The sequence below is a fragment of the Mycobacterium sp. genome (genome assembly GCF_049647605.1).
In the GTDB taxonomy this organism is placed as follows: Bacteria; Actinomycetota; Actinomycetes; order Mycobacteriales; family Mycobacteriaceae; genus Mycobacterium.
Genome location: NZ_JBARXZ010000046.1, coordinates 44,580 through 63,004, shown reverse-complemented (window position 1 = coordinate 63,004; position 18,425 = coordinate 44,580). Strand labels below are relative to the sequence as shown.

At 66.4% G+C, this 18,425-nt stretch carries 17 protein-coding genes and 2 pseudogenes; 11 read left to right on the top strand and 8 right to left on the bottom strand.

Annotated elements, in window-relative coordinates:
* The first annotated feature begins 10 nt into the window (after positions 1 to 10).
* Positions 11 to 1,654: an L-glutamate gamma-semialdehyde dehydrogenase gene (gene pruA, locus WBB07_RS06420; RefSeq protein ID WP_526305861.1), complete on the top strand. Its 1,644-nt coding sequence runs from the start codon at positions 11 to 13 to the stop codon at positions 1,652 to 1,654.
* A 1-nt stretch (position 1,655) separates the two neighbouring features.
* Positions 1,656 to 2,612, top strand: coding sequence for a proline dehydrogenase family protein (locus tag WBB07_RS06415; RefSeq protein ID WP_526305859.1), 957 nt, complete (start codon positions 1,656 to 1,658; stop codon positions 2,610 to 2,612).
* Here WBB07_RS06415 and WBB07_RS06410 read toward each other — a convergent pair.
* Positions 2,575 to 3,540: a helix-turn-helix transcriptional regulator gene (locus WBB07_RS06410; protein ID WP_526305857.1), complete on the bottom strand. Its 966-nt coding sequence runs from the start codon at positions 3,538 to 3,540 to the stop codon at positions 2,575 to 2,577. The two genes, WBB07_RS06415 and WBB07_RS06410, sit on opposite strands and share 38 nt — an antisense overlap.
* Before the next feature lie 82 nt (positions 3,541 to 3,622).
* On the opposite strand from WBB07_RS06410, the gene WBB07_RS06405 reads away from it, so the two are divergent.
* Genes WBB07_RS06405 through WBB07_RS06395 form a run of 3 tightly spaced genes read left to right on the top strand, consistent with a single transcriptional unit; the run spans position 3,623 to position 6,143 of the window.
* On the top strand, positions 3,623 to 4,456 hold the full coding sequence (locus WBB07_RS06405; protein WP_526305855.1) for an NAD(P)H-binding protein: 834 nt from the start codon (positions 3,623 to 3,625) through the stop codon (positions 4,454 to 4,456).
* The gene (locus tag WBB07_RS06400) at positions 4,453 to 4,866 is read left to right on the top strand and encodes a pyridoxamine 5'-phosphate oxidase family protein (protein ID WP_526305853.1); all 414 of its coding nucleotides are present in this window, start codon (positions 4,453 to 4,455) and stop codon (positions 4,864 to 4,866) included. Before WBB07_RS06405 ends, WBB07_RS06400 begins: the two co-directional genes overlap by 4 nt.
* A 41-nt stretch (positions 4,867 to 4,907) precedes the next feature.
* Complete coding sequence (locus WBB07_RS06395) at positions 4,908 to 6,143, top strand: oxygenase MpaB family protein (RefSeq protein WP_526305851.1); 1,236 nt, start codon at positions 4,908 to 4,910, stop codon at positions 6,141 to 6,143.
* An 87-nt stretch (positions 6,144 to 6,230) separates the two neighbouring features.
* On the opposite strand, the pseudogene WBB07_RS06390 reads toward WBB07_RS06395, so the two are convergent.
* The 3 genes and pseudogenes from WBB07_RS06390 to WBB07_RS06380 form a co-directional block, all read right to left on the bottom strand.
* Positions 6,231 to 6,569 (bottom strand): annotated as a pseudogene (locus tag WBB07_RS06390) (alpha/beta hydrolase family protein); the annotation flags it as partial.
* A gap of 106 nt (positions 6,570 to 6,675) precedes the next feature.
* A complete protein-coding gene (gene abc-f, locus WBB07_RS06385) occupies positions 6,676 to 8,325 on the bottom strand; it encodes a ribosomal protection-like ABC-F family protein (RefSeq protein ID WP_526305849.1) in 1,650 nt (549 codons plus the stop codon).
* Between the two features lie 57 nt (positions 8,326 to 8,382).
* A complete protein-coding gene (locus WBB07_RS06380; protein WP_526305847.1) occupies positions 8,383 to 9,264 on the bottom strand; it encodes a pyridoxamine 5'-phosphate oxidase family protein in 882 nt (293 codons plus the stop codon).
* Positions 9,265 to 9,556: 292 nt separating this feature from the next.
* Here WBB07_RS06380 and WBB07_RS06375 point away from each other — a divergent pair, with 292 nt between their 5' ends.
* Entirely contained in the window at positions 9,557 to 10,162 is a 606-nt protein-coding gene (locus WBB07_RS06375) for an SDR family NAD(P)-dependent oxidoreductase (RefSeq protein ID WP_526305845.1), read from the top strand.
* Between the two features lie 62 nt (positions 10,163 to 10,224).
* On the opposite strand, the pseudogene WBB07_RS06370 reads toward WBB07_RS06375, so the two are convergent.
* Together WBB07_RS06370 and WBB07_RS06365 are read right to left on the bottom strand one after the other, a co-directional pair.
* A pseudogene (locus WBB07_RS06370) lies at positions 10,225 to 10,617 on the bottom strand (sigma-54-dependent Fis family transcriptional regulator); the annotation flags it as partial.
* A 238-nt stretch (positions 10,618 to 10,855) separates the two neighbouring features.
* The gene (locus WBB07_RS06365) at positions 10,856 to 11,839 is read right to left on the bottom strand and encodes a glycoside hydrolase family 6 protein (protein ID WP_526305843.1); all 984 of its coding nucleotides are present in this window, start codon (positions 11,837 to 11,839) and stop codon (positions 10,856 to 10,858) included.
* A 385-nt stretch (positions 11,840 to 12,224) separates the two neighbouring features.
* Here WBB07_RS06365 and eat point away from each other — a divergent pair, with 385 nt between their 5' ends.
* From eat to eutC, 3 genes are read left to right on the top strand one after another with little or no spacing between them, the layout of a single operon-like run.
* Positions 12,225 to 13,658 (top strand): ethanolamine permease, encoded by a 1,434-nt coding sequence (gene eat / locus WBB07_RS06360; RefSeq protein ID WP_526305841.1) that lies wholly within the window; start codon positions 12,225 to 12,227, stop codon positions 13,656 to 13,658.
* Positions 13,655 to 15,061 (top strand): ethanolamine ammonia-lyase subunit EutB, encoded by a 1,407-nt coding sequence (locus tag WBB07_RS06355; RefSeq protein WP_526305839.1) that lies wholly within the window; start codon positions 13,655 to 13,657, stop codon positions 15,059 to 15,061. Before eat ends, WBB07_RS06355 begins: the two co-directional genes overlap by 4 nt.
* Positions 15,061 to 15,840: an ethanolamine ammonia-lyase subunit EutC gene (gene eutC, locus WBB07_RS06350; protein WP_526305837.1), complete on the top strand. Its 780-nt coding sequence runs from the start codon at positions 15,061 to 15,063 to the stop codon at positions 15,838 to 15,840. The genes WBB07_RS06355 and eutC overlap by 1 nt, the downstream gene beginning before the upstream one ends.
* 30 nt (positions 15,841 to 15,870) lie before the next feature.
* Here eutC and WBB07_RS06345 read toward each other — a convergent pair whose 3' ends face one another.
* Positions 15,871 to 16,182 (bottom strand): GlsB/YeaQ/YmgE family stress response membrane protein, encoded by a 312-nt coding sequence (locus WBB07_RS06345; protein ID WP_526305835.1) that lies wholly within the window; start codon positions 16,180 to 16,182, stop codon positions 15,871 to 15,873.
* Positions 16,183 to 16,326: 144 nt separating this feature from the next.
* Here WBB07_RS06345 and WBB07_RS06340 point away from each other — a divergent pair, with 144 nt between their 5' ends.
* A complete protein-coding gene (locus WBB07_RS06340; protein ID WP_526305833.1) occupies positions 16,327 to 16,749 on the top strand; it encodes a nitroreductase family deazaflavin-dependent oxidoreductase in 423 nt (140 codons plus the stop codon).
* Between the two features lie 22 nt (positions 16,750 to 16,771).
* On the opposite strand, the gene WBB07_RS06335 is transcribed toward WBB07_RS06340, so the two are convergent.
* Positions 16,772 to 17,221, bottom strand: coding sequence for an SRPBCC family protein (locus tag WBB07_RS06335; RefSeq protein WP_526305831.1), 450 nt, complete (start codon positions 17,219 to 17,221; stop codon positions 16,772 to 16,774).
* A 176-nt stretch (positions 17,222 to 17,397) separates the two neighbouring features.
* Between WBB07_RS06335 and WBB07_RS06330 the strand changes: the two genes are divergently transcribed.
* Positions 17,398 to 18,423 (top strand): fused (3R)-hydroxyacyl-ACP dehydratase subunits HadA/HadB, encoded by a 1,026-nt coding sequence (locus tag WBB07_RS06330; RefSeq protein ID WP_526305829.1) that lies wholly within the window; start codon positions 17,398 to 17,400, stop codon positions 18,421 to 18,423.
* The last annotated feature ends 2 nt before the right edge of the window (positions 18,424 to 18,425 follow it).

Genomic DNA, 18,425 nt, shown 5'->3' with positions numbered 1-18,425 from the left:
AGTCGTTCACATGGACGCCATCACCACCACACCGACCCCGGTCAACGAGCCCGTGGGCACCTTCGCTCCGGGCAGTCCCGAGCGCAGCCGGTTGCAGACCAAGCTCGTCGAGCTCGCCGACAATCCGACCGAGATCCACCATGTCATCGGTGGCGAGCACCGCCGCAGCGCGGGAGCCTTGGTCAACGTGCTGCAGCCGCACCGGCACGCAGCCGTCCTGGGAACCTTCACCAACGCTGGCCACGAGGATGTCGCCGCAGCCATCGACGCCGCCACGGCCGCCGCGCCGCAGTGGCGCGATCTCCCCTTCGATGAGCGCGCCGCCGTGTTCCTCCGGGCCGCCGATCTCCTGTCCGGACCCTGGCGCGAAACCCTCTCTGCGGCAACGATGCTCGGCCAGTCGAAAACTGCCTATCAGGCCGAGATCGACGCCGCCTGCGAGTTGATCGACTTCTGGCGGTTCAATGTCCATTTCGCCCGCCAGATCATGGCCGATCAGCCGATCTCCAGTCCTGGTGTCTGGAACAAGGTCGAGTACCGCCCCCTCGAGGGCTTCGTCTACGCGATCACCCCGTTCAACTTCACCGCCATCGCCGGCAACCTGCCCACCGCCCCGGCCCTGATGGGCAACACCGTCATCTGGAAACCCTCAGAGACACAGGCCGTTGCGGCCTACTGGACCATGCTGCTGCTCGAGGCCGCCGGTCTGCCGCCCGGTGTTGTCAACCTGGTGTACGGCGCCGGCGCCGCGGTGTCGAAGACGGTGCTGGCCGATTCCGGGCTCGCCGGTATCCACTTCACCGGCTCCACCGCGACTTTCCAGCAGCTGTGGCAGCAGGTCGGCGACCGGATCGGTTCCTACCGCAGTTATCCCCGCTTGGTCGGGGAGACCGGCGGTAAGGATTTTGTCCTCGCCCACTCCTCGGCCGATCCCGAAGTGCTGACCACGGCACTGATCCGCGGTGCTTTCGACTACCAGGGACAGAAGTGCTCGGCAGCCTCACGGGCCTTCATTCCCGCTTCGGTGTGGGCCCGGATGGGCGACGATCTGATCGAGAAGACACATGCGCTGAACTACGGTGACGTCACTGATTTCAGCAATTTCGGCGGCGCCGTCATCGACAAGAAATCATTCGACCGCAACACCGCGGCGATCGCCCGCGCCAAGTCCACCGCCGGCCTCACCGTCGCCGTCGGCGGTCGCTCCGACGACAGCGTGGGCTACTTCGTCGACCCCACACTGCTACTCGGCGACGACCCGGGTGATGACGCGTTCCGCACCGAGTACTTCGGCCCCATCCTGGCCGTCCACGTCTACGACGACTCCCGCCCCTCGGCATACGACGACATCCTGACCGTCGTCGATGGCGGCTCGGATTACGCATTGACCGGGTCTGTCATCGCCGATGACCGAGCGGCGATCGACAAGGCCACCAACGCACTTCGCTTCACCGCAGGAAACTTCTACATCAATGACAAGCCCACCGGCGCCGTCGTCGGGCAGCAGCCGTTCGGCGGGGCGCGGGCCTCGGGCACCAACGACAAGGCGGGTTCAGCCCAGAATCTGCTGCGCTGGGCCTCTGCCCGCACCATCAAGGAGACCTTCGTGCCGCCCACCGACCACCGCTACCCGCACCAGCTCGAAGAGAACTGACATGGCATTCTCTGCGGTCCTGCGCCCGGCGCTGCTGGCGGCAGGCCGTTCGCCACGGATGGCGCGCACCGTCGCGAGAGTGCCGGTGACCAAACATGTCGTCGACCGGTTTGTCGCCGGTGAAACCGAGGCCGACGCCGTGGCCGTAGCCCGGCGACTCCTGGACGACGGCCGGGACATCACCATCGACTACCTAGGCGAGGACACCACCGACGTCGCCCAGGCCAATGACACCGTGCGGCACTACCTGGCGTTGCTGCCCGCACTGTCCCAGCTCACCGAGCAGACGCCTGAGCGGCGCAGAGTCGAAGTGTCACTGAAACTCTCGGCACTGGGTCAGGCACTGCCCCGGGACGGTCACCAGATCGCGGTCGACAACGCCCGCACCATCTGCCGAGCAGCGGAGTCCTCCGGAGCGTGGGTGACCGTCGATGCCGAGGATCACACCACCACCGACTCCACGCTCGCGATCGTCAACGAACTGCGCGCCGAATTTCCCACACTCGGCACGGTGCTGCAGGCGTACCTGCACCGCACCGAAGGCGACTGTCGAGACCTCTCGGGACCCGGTTCCCGGATCCGGCTCTGCAAGGGCGCTTACCGGGAACCGGTTTCGGTGGCCTACCAGAACAAGCGCGATGTCGACGGCTCCTATCTTCGATGCCTACGAATCTTGATGGAAGGCACCGGGTACCCGATGGTCGCCACACACGATCCGAGCATGATCGAAGCGGCGCTACGATCGGCCGGGGACGCCGGCCGTTCGGCAGAGAAGTTCGAGCTGCAGATGCTCTACGGGATCCGTGATGTCGAACAGCGCCGCCTCGTCGGGACCGGCCACCAGCTGCGGGTCTATCTGCCGTACGGACAGCAGTGGTACGGCTACTTCATGCGCCGCCTCGCCGAGCGGCCGGCCAACCTCATGTTCTTCCTGCGCTCACTGTCATCGGCGAAGTGAAATCAGCGGCCCGGCGGAACTCACTGGGGTTGACACCGCGGACGCGCTTGAATGCGGCGCTGAACCCAAAGGGGTCCGAATAGCCTACGCTGCGGGCGATCTCGGCGATGGTCGCCGTGTCCTGTTCGACCAGCAGATCAGCGGCCAACGTCATCCGCCAGTGGGTGAGATACGTCAACGGCGGCTCTCCGACCAGATCGGCAAAACGTTTGGCCAGCGTCGACCTCGACACACCGATGCGCTGGGCCAGCGAGGCCACCGTCCAGGGTGCGGTCGGGTCCGCGTGCAGCAGCCGTAGTGCGTCACCGGCGACCGGGTCCCGCTGGGCCGACCACCAGGCAGGCGGCTGCCCGCCGGGCCGGTCGAACCATTCTCGCAGCGTGCAGACCAGCATCCAGTCCAGCAGCCGGTCGAGCACCACCTGTTGGCCCGGAACATCCATGGACAGCTCGCCGGCCAGGTGAGCCACCACCGCGTCGCCCGTTCCGCCCGCGGCCACTCGCAGGACAACCGGCAGGGCGTCCAGCAGCCGGCGGCTGATCTCGCCACGAACCGGGTACGCCCCGACGATCAATGTCGTCTGGCTGTCGTCGGTGGCGGCGGTGTCGCTCCACCCGAGACGGTGCCGGGTCCCGCCGTGTTCGGGTGTTGCGCAGAACTCCCCGCACGCGATCGGGGCGGCCGCGGTACCCGGTTCGTCGACGAAGGTGAACGTCGCGGGCCCCCGAACCAGCACCGTGTCATACGGCAGCAACCGTTCGGGCGCGCACCCGTCGGGCACGATCCACCCGCCACCACCCAGGACGGTGCACAGCGTCAGCGGGGCCCCGTCGACAAAGTGCAGCGACCAGGGGGCGGTCAGGGTCGAACTGCCGAACAGCGAACCGTGGGCCCGCACCCCACGGCAGAGGTCTCCGAACACATCCACCCCCTCGAGGCTAGACGATCAGACAGGTATTCCGGCTTTTCACCCATGGAACTGTCCAGCAGATGCCACTTCAATCGACAGCATGACCATGAATACGACACTTGTCCTCGGCGGCTCCGGCAAGACCGGCCGCCGGATCGCCGCCCGGTTGCGACTCCGCGGCGCACCCGTGCGCGCGGCATCGCGATCCAGCAGGACCCCCTTCGACTGGTCCCAACCCGACGGCTGGGACGCCGCGCTGCGCGACGTTGCCGGCGTCTACATCGTGGCGCCCCGCGAACCGGGGCCGGCGCACGACTTCGTGGCCCGCGCCGAAGCCGCCGGGGTCCGGCAACTGGTATTGCTCTCCGGGCGCGGTGCGGACTCCTGGGGAGAGTCGGCGTTCGGATTGGACATGCGTGCCGCCGAAACCGCGGTGCAGAACTCGTCGCTGGAGTGGACCATCCTGCGGCCCAACAACTTCGATCAGAACTTCGACGAGGATGTTTTTCACGCCCCACTGCTGGCCGGTGAGCTGGCGTTGCCGAGCTCGGCTCCGGAACCGTTCATCGACATCGAAGACGTCGCCGATGTCGCCGCGACGGTGCTCACCGAACCGGGGCGCCACGGCGGGCACATCTACGAACTGTCGGGACCGCGTGCGATCACCTTCGCCGAAGCTGTCGAGCTGATCTCCCGGGCCGCGGGATCACCCATCGTCTACAAGCAGATCTCGGCCGCAGAGTATGTCGAGATGCTGGCCGAGCAGGGGGTCGACGAGGACGACGCGCATCATGTCGCGGAGATGTTCGCGCTCATGGAACAAGGCCTGATCAACTCCCCGAGCAGCGGTGTCGCCGAGGTCTTGGGCCGGGATCCGCGCACCTTCGAGGACTATGTGCTGCGGACCGCAGCGGCCGGGGCGTGGTCACGGTGACACTCACCCCCGACGACCTCGAATTCCTCCGGCGCCCGCTGTTCGGATTCTTGACCGTGGCGGCCGGTCCGACACCACCGCAACCCCGGCCGGTGTGGTTCGAAGCCACCACCGACGGCACGATTGCGCTCTTCACCGGTCCGGACACCGTGAAGGTACGTCAGCTGCAGAAGGATCCGCGCGCTTCGCTGGTGGTGTCCGCGCCGGTCTCCGAGCGGGAACGGTGGGTGTCGGTGGCGGGTCGCGTGGCCATCGAAGCAGATGGCGGACGGGAGCTCATGCAGCGTCTGTCCGCCCAATACTGGGATCTCGCGGACCCGGTGCGGGCGAACGATCTCGCTGCGATGCTGGCCCAGGACTGGGTTCGGCTGGTCATCCACCCGGAGAAGGTGGGCCGGTACTCGGGGTGAAACTGCAGTGGCAGGGGGCTGCGGTGGGATATGACTGAGCGATGGCCTGTCCCACCGCATTCCGCTATCCCCCCACCCCCAGCCGGCGCACCCGCCTGCAGAGTGTGGTGAAACGAGCCACCGGAGTCGGTATTTTCCCGTCTCCCGCCGTCGCCCGGGCATTCAGCGAAGGGCTCAGCGAGGGTGACCCGGTGGCGGAGCGGTTTGTCGCGGAGACCTACCACGGGGAGCTCGGCGCCAGAAAAGCCCGCGATCTGGTCGAGCGGGCTCAGCGAGATGGTATCGACAACGTGCCCGAGGCCCCGGCTTCGATGAAAGCCCTGTTCGAGGAGTTCGAGGAGCTTCCCGCCTGGGTGGACCCGATCCTCGTCGAAGAGGGTGCCGCGGTGTGGCGTCGCTGGGCGTACGCGCTGGGAGCACTCGGCAACGCCGGCACCAACGACACCTACACCGAAGGCTGGCTCGCCGTTCCGCTGTCGCTGTCCGGGGGTTACGCCGGCCAACGGGCCCTGCACCGTTACCTCGAGACCTCACGCTGGTGGATCGAGGTCAGCCGTCCCGGCGCCATCCTCACCCCGGGTTCTGCCGGGCGCAACATCTCGCTGCACGTGCGGATCATGCACGTCAGCGTCCGCGACCGGGTCAAGCAACACCCGGAATGGGATGCATCGCGCTGGGGGTTGCCCATCAGCCAGTCGGCGATGTTGCTGACCCTGCTCGGCGGCAGCATCGCACCGGCGTTCGGGCTGTTCCTGCTCGGGCATGTGACCTCGCCCGCCGAGATGCGGGCGGTGCTGCATTTCAACCGCTACTGCGGCCACCTCGTCGGGGTGCGATGTGACGGCTACTTCCCCACGACCATCGCCGACGCGTGGCGCATCCTGTTCATGGCCGACTCGGCACGCAGCTACGACAGCGCAGGCAGTGGCGCCGAACTGGTCGAATCTTTTGTGCCGGCCTTTGCGCCGGCACCGGCGCAGCGCGGCTTGCAGCGACTACGTGCCGAATACCACTATCGGCTCCAGGCAGGTTTTCTGGGCCTGTACATGCTGCCGTGGAACCGCCGGCGCTATCGGCTGCCGTCGGCGCTGCCGGGAATCGTCTTGCTGATGCTGCGCTTTCCGGTGATCGCGGCACTGGAGCTGGCGCGGCGGGTTTCTCCCGGGGTGGACCGGCGATGGCAGCGGTCGAATCTGCGACGCTGGGAGAGCTGGCTGCAATGGCAGTCCGCAGGCAAGGCAGCGGAATTCGAGGCCGCGACGCCGCTGCGCCGCTGAGACGGCGCAGCGGCGGCCTGGGTGTGGGCCACACCGGCCCAACGTTGACACCGGTTGCGGCTCAGATGAACTGAGCCGCCCAGGGGTTCACACCCGAGCTCCCAGGTGGGCGGCCAGGAAGCGCGTGATCGCATGCCACATCGCGATCACGTTCTCCGGGTTCACCGCCCCGGGGCCTTCGTTCTCCTGGATCAAGTACTCCACATCCACTCCACGAGCACGCAGCGCATCGACCATGTTGTCGGACTCCCCCTGCACCACCCGCACATCGTTGGCACCCTGGATCACCATCAGCGGCGTGCGAATCTGGTCGACCTTCGTGATCGGTGAGCGGGCCAACATGTCGGCCAGCTGTTCGGGGTCGTCGGGGTCACCGACGTACAGGTGCCAGTTGTTGGCCAGATGCGGCCGGGCCACCGCGGGGATGTGTCACAAAGTGACATCCGGGTCAAGTGTTGGCGGCAAAACGCCCCGGCGGACTACCAGCTCAGCCGTGAAGCGTCCAAACCCGCAGCGCGGCGCCGGGCGGCACTCACAGTTCCGCGACCCGCCCGCCGTCGACCCGCCAGGTGCGATCCAGCCGGACGTTCTCCAACATCCGGCGGTCATGGGTCACCAGCAGCAATGTGCCGTCGTAGGTTTCCAGGGCCTGTTCGAGCTGTTCGATGGCCGGGAGGTCCAGGTGGTTGGTCGGCTCGTCGAGAACCAGCACATTGGTGCCGCGCGCCTGTAGCAACGCCAGGCCCGCGCGGGTCCGCTCCCCGGGCGAAAGTTCCTCCACCGGCCGCTCCACGTGGTCGGCGCCCAACCCGAACTTGGCCAGAAGTGTTCGCACGTCGGCGGTGGACCACGTCGGGACCCGCTGTTCGAAACGATCCACGAGCCGTCCCGCTCCGGAGAACTCGTCACGAGCCTGATCGATCTCACCGATCGCGACGTTGGCACCCAGACTTGCTCGCCCCTGCTCGGGTGAGCAACGTCCGAGCAGCAGCCGCAACAAGGTCGACTTCCCGGCGCCGTTGGGGCCGGTGATCCCGATCCGCTCACCGGCATCGACCTGTAGCGAGACCGGCCCGAGCACATAATTCCCTTGGCGCACAACGGCATTGTCCAGAGTCGCCACCACCGAACTCGACCTCGGCGCCGCCCCGATGGTGAACTGGAGCGCCCATTCTTTGCGGGGCTCCTCGACTTCCTCGAGTCGGGCGATGCGGCTCTCCATCTGGCGAACCTTCTGCGCTTGCTTCTCGCTGGACTCGCTGGCTGCACGCCGGCGAATCTTGTCGTTGTCAGGCGACTTACGCATCGCGTTGCGCACCCCCTGGCTGGACCATTCCCGCTGGGTGCGGGCACGGGCCACCAGGTCGGCCTTCTTGTCCGCGAACTCCTCATACTGCTCGCGGCGATGCCGACGACCGACCTCACGCTCGTCCAGATAGCTTTCGTAGCCGCCACCGAAGACGGTGGTGGTGTTCTGCGCCAGATCCAGTTCGAGCACACGAGTCACGCTGCGGGCGAGGAACTCTCGATCGTGGCTGACCAGTACCACCCCTCCCCGGAGATCCTGGACAAAACGCTCCAACCGGTCGAGCCCGTCAAGGTCCAGATCATTGGTGGGTTCGTCCAGCAGGACGATGTCGAATCGCGACAGCACCAGCGCCGCCAAACCCACCCGAGCGGCCTGGCCGCCGGACAGGGCGGTCATCGGGGTCGACTCGGGCCGCACCGCCTCGGAGTCGAGACCGAGGTCGGCCAGTACCGCGGGCAACCGTTCGTCGAGATCTGCCGCCCCGGAGGCAAGCCAGTGGTCCAGCGCGGCGGAATAGGCATCGGTGTCGGCAGGACTCGGGTCGGCCAACGCCAGCGCCGCGGCCTCCATGGCCTCTGTGGCGGCGGCGCATCCCGTTCGGCGCGCGATGTAGGCGGCGACGGTCTCCCCGGGGACCCGTTCGTGTTCCTGCGGCAACCAGCCGACAAACGCATCCGCGGGTGCCACACTGACCGTGCCGTCGAGCGGCTCGAGCGCCCCGGCCAGGATCCGCAGGAAGGTGCTCTTACCGGCGCCGTTGGCGCCGACGACGCCTACCACGTCACCTGGTGCGACGGTGAGGTCGAGGCCCTCGAAGAGGGTGCGGTGGGCGAATCCGCCGGCCACATTCTTCGCGACAAGCGTTGCGGTCATGCAGCCATCGTTGCACCATCACAACCGATGTCCACGTGCAGGTGCGAACAGGTTCAGCTAGGACCCCGAAGTGGTCGACACGGCTACCACGGCTCCCACGGAGAAGGCGATTCCACGATCCGGCACGGCACCGGGCACATTCGACTCCGCCGATTCCAGGCGGGCGGTTCCGCAGATGTGCAGCGTTGCCCCCGTCGTGAAGTCGACGAACAACAGGGCGGACTCGTCATCGACCGCAAGATTGCCGAGACTGTTGAACATGTTGTTACCCGGGAAATCCGGCCACCACAACCGACTGCGGGAATCGACCCGGACAAATCCGGGCGGCCCGCCACGATGTGATGCGTCACTGCCCCGGATGGGATGGGTGGTTCCGAGAAAGAAGGTATCGGCGGTACTGATCAACAACTCGTCGGCCGACGTCAAGGTCGGTGACTCGCGACGTCCCACCGCCGGCGTCCCCGCCGGCCTGGTGGCGTCGGGGTGGCGACGGTGGATGTACTGCGGACAGTTGGCATAGGCCTGATCAGCCGCGATCTCGAGTCCCGTGGCGTCGACCTTGACGAGGTGGCCGTTGACCCGGAGTCTGCGTCGCGCGGCAAAGTCGACAACCACCAGACCCACGTCCTGACCGGGTGCCAAGTCATGAAGGGGATCTCCCTGCCGGGGCAGCTTCGCAACCCTCAACACGTCGGTGCCGCCCTGGAGGAACCCCGGCGGCGCGGCCAGTGGTGACGTCCACAGCACACCTGCGCGATCGTGTGCGGTCAGCGCCGCAAAGGTCTGTGCCGCAAGAAATCTCGCGGCCCCGCCAGAGAGGTCGGCGGGCCTGAGCATCCCCTCCAGACGCTGGGCCTGCGGCTGCACTCCCGCGGCGCGTTGGACCCTCAGTTCTCCTTCGTGGAAACCCCAGCCTTTGTCAGATTCCTCGAGTCCCATCGCACGCGTCCTCTCGACCAGGCGACCGCAACAGCTGGTTGTTGTCCAGTCGGCGTGAACAGGAACGCGATCAGAGCAGTCTGCATTCCCGCGCCCACGTCAGCCGAGCACGCGTGCAAGTTGGTATCTGCACACCGAGACGACACCGGAGCGGTGCCCGACGCCCGTGGCTTCCCCACCCAAGGTGGGGCGTCGTCACGGACCCTTCGGCGGATGTCCGATCCGGCAGTTCGCTGTAGCTTGGCGATTCACGCGAAACGCCCACTGCGAGCCGAAGGCTGAACTGACGGATATGACTGCGATTCAATTAAATAGCGCCCGGACGGCGGTCGTCACCGGAGCCAGCTCAGGTAACGGCCGGGCTGTGGCGCTTCGGCTCGCCGCCGAAGGCTGCCGCGTGGTGTGCGCGGACCTGCGCCCCGAGGCGCTGGCGGGAGGCTACGAGCAGGAGGCCGACGTGCCGACCCACGAGCTCATCGAGAGGTCCGGTGGGCAAGCGAATTTCGCCACGTGCGACGTGACAAGCGCCACCCAGGTCGCAGATCTGGTCGCAACGACGGTGGCCACCTATGGCCGACTGGACGTCATGGTCAACAATGCCGGGATCACTGCGAGCATCGGCAACACCATCGAGGAGTCGGAGGCCGACTTCGACCGAACCATGGCGGTGAACCTCAAAGGGGTGTGGCTGGGCGCAAAATATGCCATCACACAACAAAGCAAGCAAGATCTGGTGGACGGGTGCCGCGGCAAGGTGGTCAACATCGCATCGATCGGAGGTCTGGTCGGTCTCGAGAAGGAACCCGCATACTGCGCATCCAAGGGCGGCGTCGTCAACCTGACACGGCAACTCGCAATCGACTTCGCGCCCAGCCGGATCAACGTCTCTGCGGTGTAGGTCTCGGTGAGGCGCCGCCGGATATCGTGGGCGGCGCGTTCCACAGCCCATTTCATCAGTGCCGGAGAGGCTTCCGAGGCCGTCACCATATCGATCACCGCCTCGATCCGCTGCGTCACAGGATGCAGGATCGGTACGCCATGACACGCGAGCCGAGAAAATCCCTCCAGAAAGTGATCGTGCCGACCGACAAAAATCCCGGCGCGCGTCTCGAGGGGCGTGGACAGGGCATTGGTGCCTGAATACGCCTCGGAGAACACCGCACCTTCGATGGCACCGACACGATCCATGTCACGCAGCAGGGAATCGACACCGAAGCTTCGGGCCACCAGCACCCCGCTTCGATCGGCAAGCATCACCCCCGAATCGAAACCCGCGATCTGCCGGGCGAACTCGGAGATCACCGGTGTAGCGGCCGCCATCAACCTGCTCGATCGGTCTACCGCCGGGCAAATCCGACCAGATCACGATCCTGCGAAGCACTTTCGCCGGTGCCGGGGGCGCCGATGCACTTCTCGCCGGCAGGTCAGGCGCGCTCGGGTCCTGGAGCAAGGGGCGCGTCACCCTGCTCGGCGATTCCGCCTCCTGCAACGCAACTTTCGGCGGAGCAGGAACCAGCCTGGACCTCATCGGCGCTTATGTCCTCGCCGGAGAGCTGGCCGTCTCTGGCAGCAGCGACGCCGCGCTGACTCGCTACCAGCCTGCGTTAGAAGCCAGGTCGATGGCGTACTGGTTGACGAAGGTGCCCGCGCTCGGTGCACCTCGGCAGGCGCCGTCGGACTCGCCGGGACGTTTGACCCAGAGGAAGGCGTCGACTTGAGGGTTGCCGGTGGCCGTGGTCGGCGCGACACCCAGAGCGCGGCCACTGGGGTTGCACCAGTACAGCGGGTCCCCCTCGACGGGGCCGGCGCCGTTGCGCGAGGTGTCGATGACAAAGGGCTTTCCGCCCGTCATCCCTGAGATCGTGTTGCCGTATCCGACCGATTCCTCGGTGGTGAAGAAGTTCGCGGTGTTGAGGCTGAAGCCGCGCGCCTTGCTGACACCGACCTGGTTCAGCCTGTTGGCCATCACATCGGCGGCCACCCAGCGCGGATGACCGGCATCGACGTACACCGCCGTGCCGGGATTGCGGGTCAGCGTGTCGACGGCGTAGCCGATCAGGTCGTAGCGTTCCTGCTGCTGGGCGGGCGACAGACAGTCGGCCATGGCCAGTGCGTCCGGTTCGAGGATGACCGCGGCTCGTCCACCACCGATGGCGGCGGCGACCCCGTCGATCCAGTTCCGATAGGAGTCAGCCGACCCGAAACCGCCCGCGGCGTAACTCCCGCAGTCGCGATTGGTGATCCCGTAGAGCGCCAGAATCGGGATGGTGCCGGCAGCCTGGGCGTCGGCGATGTACTTGGCGTCCACGGCGGGAGTGGAGAGGTGATCCATCCAGTACGCCGTCGGCGTGTTGACGACGGCGGCCAGCTGGGGGTTCGGATCGCCCTGGGCGGCGCGGGTCCCCTTCGAGTTGGGATTGACGTAGAACGGCAGCCCGTCCAGTGGGTTGGCCTCATTGACCAGGCCGATCTTCGGCACCGGGCCGGTTTCGGCGGGAACGGTGAAGGCAGCGACGGCCGCAACCGTCATGAAGGGGGCGATCCACCGCGCGACTGCTCCAGCAGCTGAGGACATCACGCCCAAAACCTAGTGTGGCTACGCAACGAGCGCCAGTTGTTGCGCCAACGACGACGTCAGGGCCGGGCGCTCGTTCTTGACGTGAGCGAGGCCGGCGCGGTTGCGACTGCTGTTTTCAGCGCAACGCTGGACATCAGCCCATCGAGCCAATACGCTCAGCTAAAGGTTGGTTACTCAACCTTTAGATCTCCCGACCGGGCCGGTGGTGCATCGACCGAGATGCGTGAACCACCCGCGACGATGCCGTCGCCCCGGTCGATCCCGTGTGCGGTGTTGCAGATATTACGTTGCCCTCCAACATGATTGGGGTCAACGATGCAACGTTGCCGCAACCCCGGCAAGGCTTAGTGTTACAGCTCACACCATCGAACGGAGCTCGCTGATGAGTCGCGACAATCATCCCAGACACACCGGTGTCGAAGCGCATCAGGAGTCAGCGGTATATCTGCAGAAACGGCAGCTCAAGAGGGGCAGTGCGGGCTGGATCCTGCTGGCTGGCCTCGGAGTCAGCTATGTCGTCTCCGGTGATTACTCGGGCTGGAACTTCGGCCTCGCCCAGGGCGGCTTCGGCGGATTGGCCATCGCCGCCGTGGTGATCGCCGGGATGTACCTCGCCCTGGTACTCGGTATGGCCGAAATGTCGTCGGCGCTGCCTGCTGCCGGCGGCGGCTACACCTTCGCCCGCCGGGCGTTGGGCCCGTGGGGCGGTTTTGCCACCGGCACCGCGATCCTCATCGAATACGCGATCGCCCCCGCCGCCATCGCCACCTTCATCGGCGCCTACGTCGAATCGCTGGGCCTGTTCGGGATCACCGACGGCTGGTGGGTCTATCTCGCCGCCTACGCACTGTTCATCGGCATTCACCTGTCCGGGGTCGGTGAGGCGCTCAAGGTGATGTTCGTGATCACCGCGATCGCGCTGGTCGGCCTGGTGGTCTTCGCGATCGCCGCCATCGGGCACTTCGACCTGGCCAATCTCACCAACATCGCCGTCACCGATGCCGCCGGAGCTTCGGAGTGGCTGCCCTTCGGCGTGTTGGGCATCTGGGCTGCCATCCCGTTTGCGATCTGGTTCTTCCTGGCCATCGAGGGAGTGCCGCTTGCCGCGGAGGAAACCGCCAACCCGGAGCGCAATGTTCCGCGGGGCATCATCGCGGGAATGGCCGTGCTGCTGGTGACCTGCGTGACGGTCCTGGTGCTGACCACCGGCGCGGGCGGCGCGACCGCCATGTCCGAATCCGGAAATCCGCTGGTGGAGGCGCTCGGCGACAGCTCGTGGGCCAAGGTGGTCAACTACATCGGTCTGGCCGGCCTGATCGCCAGCTTCTTCTCCATCATCTACGCCTACTCGCGCCAGCTGTTTGCGCTGTCCCGGGCCGGATACCTGCCGACCGCACTGTCGGTGACCAACTCACGCAAGGCACCCACGCTGGCACTGATCGTGCCGGGCGTCATCGGTTTTTTGCTGTCGCTGACGGGCCAGGGCGCCCTGCTGCTGAACATGGCGGTGTTCGGGGCAGCGTTGAGCTACGTGCTGATGATGGTCAGCCATATCGTGCTGCGTCGGCGCGAGCCCGATATGCCCCGGCCGTACCGCACGCCCGGCGGCGTCTTCACCACCGGCTTCGCCCTGGTGATCGCGGTCCTGGCGGTCATCGCGACCTTCCTGGTCGACAGTTTCGCGGCGCTGTGCTGCCTGATCGTGTTCGCCGCCTTCATGGCCTATTTCGGGATGTACAGCCGGCACAAGCTGGTCGCCAACTCCCCCGACGAGGAATTCGCCGCCCTGGCCGCCGCCGAGGATGAGTTGAGATGACCTATTCCCAGCAGGTATCCGGGCACAACTATCAGTTCGGCGGGCTCGTCGAAGTGATGGCAAAGGCGACCCCCTTGAGGTCCGGCGATGAACTCGCCGGCTGCGCGGCCGGCTCCGATGCCGAACGGGCCGCTGCGGCATGGGTTCTCGCCGATCTTCCGCTGTCGACGTTCCTCGACGAGATGGTGGTGCCCTACGAGACCGACGATGTCACGCGACTGATCATCGACACCCACGACCGGCAAGCGTTCTCCGCCGTCTCGCATCTGACGGTGGGCGGGTTCCGCGACTGGCTGCTCGACACGGCGTCCTATCCGCACAGTGCCGAGCAGATCGCCGCGGTCGCGCCGGGTCTGACACCGGAGATGGTTGCCGCGGTGTCGAAGATCATGCGCAATCAGGATCTGATCGCGGTGGCGGCGGCCACCACCGTGAGCGCCGCGTTCCGGACCTCGATCGGCATACCGGGGACACTCGCGACGCGGCTGCAGCCCAACCACCCCACCGACGATCCGCGCGGGATCGCCGCGGCGACGCTCGACGGTCTGTTGATGGGTTGCGGCGACGCGGTGATCGGGATCAACCCGGCGACCGATTCACCGCAGGCCACTTCGGATCTGCTGCACCTGCTCGACGAGATCAGGCAGCGCTTCGACATCCCGATGCAGTCGTGTGTGCTCACCCACGTGACCACGACGATGGAGCTGATCGAGCGCGGCGCCCCGGTTGATCTGGTGTTCCAGTCGATCGCCGGAACTCAAGGCGCCAACACCAGTTTTGGCGTCACCCTGCCGATGCTGACCGAAGCCAACGAGGCCGGCCGGGCGCTGCGTCGAGGCACCGTCGGAGACAACGTGATGTATCTGGAGACCGGGCAGGGTTCGGCATTGTCATCCGGTGCGCACCTCGGCGTCGGCGGAAAACCAGTGGATCAGCAGACACTCGAGACCAGGGCATACGCGGTGGCGCGGGCGCTGGACCCGTTGTTGGTCAACACCGTCGTGGGTTTCATCGGGCCGGAGTATCTCTACGACGGCAAACAGATCATCCGGGCGGGGCTGGAGGATCACTTCTGTGGCAAGCTGCTGGGCCTGCCGATGGGCGTCGACGTCTGCTACACCAACCATGCCGAGGCCGACCAGGACGACATGGACACCCTGCTGACTCTGCTCGGGGTGGCAGGGGCGGCGTTTGTCATCACCGTGCCCGGCGCCGATGACGTCATGCTGGGTTACCAGAGCCTGTCGTTCCACGATGCGTTGTATGTGCGAAAAGCGCTGCGACTGCGGCCCGCACCCGAATTCGAGGCATGGCTGACCCGGCTGGGCATGGCCGACGGTGACGGGCGGGTGCTGCCGATCGATCCGGCAGCTTCTCCCCTGCTCGGATTGGCGGCCGGCTGATGAGCGCCGAGGACCGATCACCTGCCGAGGATGTGTGGGCGCCGTTGCGCCGCACCACTGCGGCGCGCATCGGGCTCGGCCGCACCGGTAACTCGTTACCGTCGCACCGGGTCCTCGAATTCAAGGCGGCGCATTCGGCTGCACGCGACGCGGTGCACGTCCCGTTGGATTCCGAAGCGTTCACCGCGGAGATCGAGACGCTGAACCTCGGTGCGCCACTGCATGTCCGGAGTCGCGCCGCGGACCGCAGCGAATACCTGCGGCGGCCCGACCTCGGACGCACCCCAGCGGATCTCGACGAACTGACTGCGGCGGCATCGGGTGCCGACATCGGCATCGTGCTGGCCGACGGTCTGTCGCCGCGGGCCCTGACCGAGCACGGAACCGGGCTGCTGGCGGCACTGGCGGCCGAGTTCGAGGGCCGCTATCAGCTGGCACAGCCGGTGATCGCGACGCAGGCGCGGGTGGCCCTCGGCGATCACATCGGGGCGGCGCTGGGCGTCACCACGCTCATCATGGTGATCGGCGAACGGCCGGGGTTGTCGGTCGCCGACAGTCTGGGGATCTACCTGACGCACCTGCCCAGACCCGGCCGCACCGACGCTGACCGGAACTGCATCTCCAACATCCACCCGCCAGGTGGTCTGGACTATGTGTCCGCGGCCCGCATCACCGCCGCGCTGGTGGCGGGGGCTCGCCGGCTCGGTCGGTCCGGTGTTGAACTCAAGGACACCTCCCGCGCGGAACTCGCGGGAGGTGTCGACCAGATGGTCACCTAGCGGACCGGCGACCGCGTTGTCTCACAGCAGCTAGCGTGACGCGCGATCACCCTGGAACTTGCCGACGATCCACAACAGGATCACCGACCCGAGGATCGCGGTGAACAGCGTGAACCACCAGCCTCCGCCGGCGGTGTCGACAAAGAAGCTCAAGAGGAACCCGCCGATGAGCGCACCGACGATGCCGATGACGATGTTCATCAGGATGCCTGCGCCGCCCCCTTTCACGAGCTTGCCGGCGATCCACCCGGCAAGCGCACCGATGATGATGTAGCCAATCCAGCCGACGCTGGTGGTCATTGTCGAACGTGCCAGCACGTCGGCGGCCGTCAGCATTTCCATCTCGAATCTCCTGAGTCAGTAGTCGAAGTCGCGGCACTGGCTGCCGTATGCAGTCACAGGTACCGCAGTAGCCAGAAATTCAAACCTGTCGCCCCGAACGTCTGCGTCGGGAATAACCGCGGGGCCCGATTTGTTGAGCCCGCCATGACCGAGAATGCCGAGTTGAGCCCCACCGAGTGGGTCCGCGAGCAGACCAAACGCATCCTGGAGCAGGGCACCACCGACGGAGTAGAGGTCCTGGATCGGCCTGTTGTGCTGTTCACGACCACCGGTGCGAAGTCGGGCAAGCAACGCTATGTGCCGCTGATGCGTGTCGAGGAGAACGGCCGTTACGCCATGGTCGCGTCCAAGGGCGGCGACCCCAAGCATCCGTCGTGGTACTGGAACGTACAGTCCAACCCGTCGGTCACCGTTCAGGACGGCGACAAGGTCACCACCGGGACCGCACGCGAGCTCGACGGCGCAGAGCGTGACCACTGGTGGAAGCTGGCCGTCGCGGCGTACCCGCCGTATGCCGAGTACCAGACCAAGACCGATCGGCAGATCCCGGTCTTTGTGATCGAGTAGCGGCGTGATCGAGTAGCGGCGCTCAGTCCCGCTCGGCGATCTCGGCGAGCCGGTCGAGCGACCCGGCCAGGGCGGCACTGGTGGTCGATTGGGCGCGCTTCATCCGCGCCTGGTCGGTCAACTGCGACCAGTCATAGGTGTGGGTGACCCGGGTGCGATCGTCGCCGAGTGGCTCCAGTTCCCACCGCCAGAGATGCCCTGGTGGGGGGCTGTCCGGCTCTGCGGGTCGCCACGCGATGCGGTGCCCCTCCTCGAATTCGACGACGTGGTTGTGTCGCTGTGCACCGGTGGTGAGCGTCGTGACAAAAACCTCCCCGGCGGCGCGGATCCGCTGTCCCGGCGCAGCCTCGGCCAGGTTGTTGTTGCCATCCCAGTCCGGTTGCCGCGCCGGATCGGCGATCAGCTCGAAGATCGCCGCGGCGGGGGCGAAGACATCACGGCTGGCGCTGACGATGCGGCCGAAATCGGTCATGGGGAGACCCTACGAGGCCCGCCGCCGCGCTGCCAGGTGTTTTGGAGCGGAATCGGCCAGGTTGCCCCAGGACCGCTTCAGCAGGCACCCCACGGCTGGAGGGCCACGCCGGCGGCGCGTTAGGGTGCTTTGGTCAGCCTCAGCGAACAGGCCGATAGAAAAGTTGAGCCGAATTCATGACTGCAGCATCAGAGGCGTCGCCGCTCGAGTCGCGGGTGGGTCACTACTACGAGATGGCCGACAGCTATCTGGTCGGCCGCGAGAAGGTACGCGAGTACGCCCGGGCCGTGCAGGACTACCACCCCGCGCACTGGGATGTTGCCGCGGCCGCTGAGCTGGGTTACTCGGGCCTGGTGGCGCCGTTGACGTTCACCTCGGTCCCCGGCATGACGTGCAACCGTCGCATGTTCGAAGAGGTTGTCGTCGGTTATGACACCTACCTGCAGACCGAAGAGGTGTTCGAGCAGCACCGCCCGATCGTTGCCGGCGACGAGCTGCGCATCGACGTCGAGCTGACGGCGGTCCGCCGGATTGCCGGCCGCGACCTGATCACGGTGACAAACACCTTCACCGACCTCAACGGCGAGCGGGTGCACACTCTGCACACCACCGTTGTCGGTGTCACCGCCGAGGACCTCAATCCGGCGACCATGACGGCTGTGCACAAGGCGATGATGCACGACGTCAACATCATGGCCATCGGCGAATCGGAGTATCACAAGACGGTGCGCCCGGCGGGTGAGGTCCGGATCGCCGAAGTCGACGCCACCCGTCCCCTGGGGACGCCGTCCTTCGAGGACGTCAAGGTCGGCGACGAGTTGTCGGTACACCACACCCGGCTGTCTCGCGGCGACCTGGTGAACTACGCCGGGGTGGCCGGTGATGCCAACCCGATCCACTGGGACGAGAGCATCGCCAAACTGGCCGGGCTGCCCGACGTGATTGCCCACGGCATGCTCACCATGGGACTGGGCGCCGGCTTTGCCTCCGCCTGGTCGGGAGACCCGGGTGCCGTCACCCGATATGCGGTGCGGCTGTCGCAGCCCGCGATCGTGCCGGCCACCGAAGGTTGCGATATCGAATTCAGTGGCAAGATCAAGTCTCTGGACGCGGCAACGCGCACCGGTGTTGTCCTGGTCGCCGCGAAGTCGGAAGGCCGCAAGATCTTCGGTCTGGCGACCTTGAACGTGCGCTTCCGCTGATC

Excerpts from the sequence above, each read along its gene's own strand:
- pruA (WP_526305861.1), top strand. The coding sequence starts at position 11 with ATGGACGCCATCACCACCACACCGACCCCGGTCAACGAGCCCGTGGGC.
- abc-f (WP_526305849.1), bottom strand. The coding sequence starts at position 8,325 with ATGACCGCAACGCTTGTCGCGAAGAATGTGGCCGGCGGATTCGCCCAC.
- eat (WP_526305841.1), top strand. The coding sequence starts at position 12,225 with ATGAGTCGCGACAATCATCCCAGACACACCGGTGTCGAAGCGCATCAG.
- WBB07_RS06375 (WP_526305845.1), top strand. The coding sequence starts at position 9,557 with ATGACTGCGATTCAATTAAATAGCGCCCGGACGGCGGTCGTCACCGGA.
- WBB07_RS06380 (WP_526305847.1), bottom strand. The coding sequence starts at position 9,264 with ATGGGACTCGAGGAATCTGACAAAGGCTGGGGTTTCCACGAAGGAGAA.
- WBB07_RS06345 (WP_526305835.1), bottom strand. The coding sequence starts at position 16,182 with ATGGAAATGCTGACGGCCGCCGACGTGCTGGCACGTTCGACAATGACC.
- WBB07_RS06355 (WP_526305839.1), top strand. The coding sequence starts at position 13,655 with ATGACCTATTCCCAGCAGGTATCCGGGCACAACTATCAGTTCGGCGGG.
- WBB07_RS06415 (WP_526305859.1), top strand. The coding sequence starts at position 1,656 with ATGGCATTCTCTGCGGTCCTGCGCCCGGCGCTGCTGGCGGCAGGCCGT.
- eutC (WP_526305837.1), top strand. The coding sequence starts at position 15,061 with ATGAGCGCCGAGGACCGATCACCTGCCGAGGATGTGTGGGCGCCGTTG.
- WBB07_RS06335 (WP_526305831.1), bottom strand. The coding sequence starts at position 17,221 with ATGACCGATTTCGGCCGCATCGTCAGCGCCAGCCGTGATGTCTTCGCC.
- WBB07_RS06330 (WP_526305829.1), top strand. The coding sequence starts at position 17,398 with ATGACTGCAGCATCAGAGGCGTCGCCGCTCGAGTCGCGGGTGGGTCAC.
- WBB07_RS06395 (WP_526305851.1), top strand. The coding sequence starts at position 4,908 with ATGGCCTGTCCCACCGCATTCCGCTATCCCCCCACCCCCAGCCGGCGC.
- WBB07_RS06405 (WP_526305855.1), top strand. The coding sequence starts at position 3,623 with ATGACCATGAATACGACACTTGTCCTCGGCGGCTCCGGCAAGACCGGC.
- WBB07_RS06365 (WP_526305843.1), bottom strand. The coding sequence starts at position 11,839 with ATGTCCTCAGCTGCTGGAGCAGTCGCGCGGTGGATCGCCCCCTTCATG.
- WBB07_RS06340 (WP_526305833.1), top strand. The coding sequence starts at position 16,327 with ATGACCGAGAATGCCGAGTTGAGCCCCACCGAGTGGGTCCGCGAGCAG.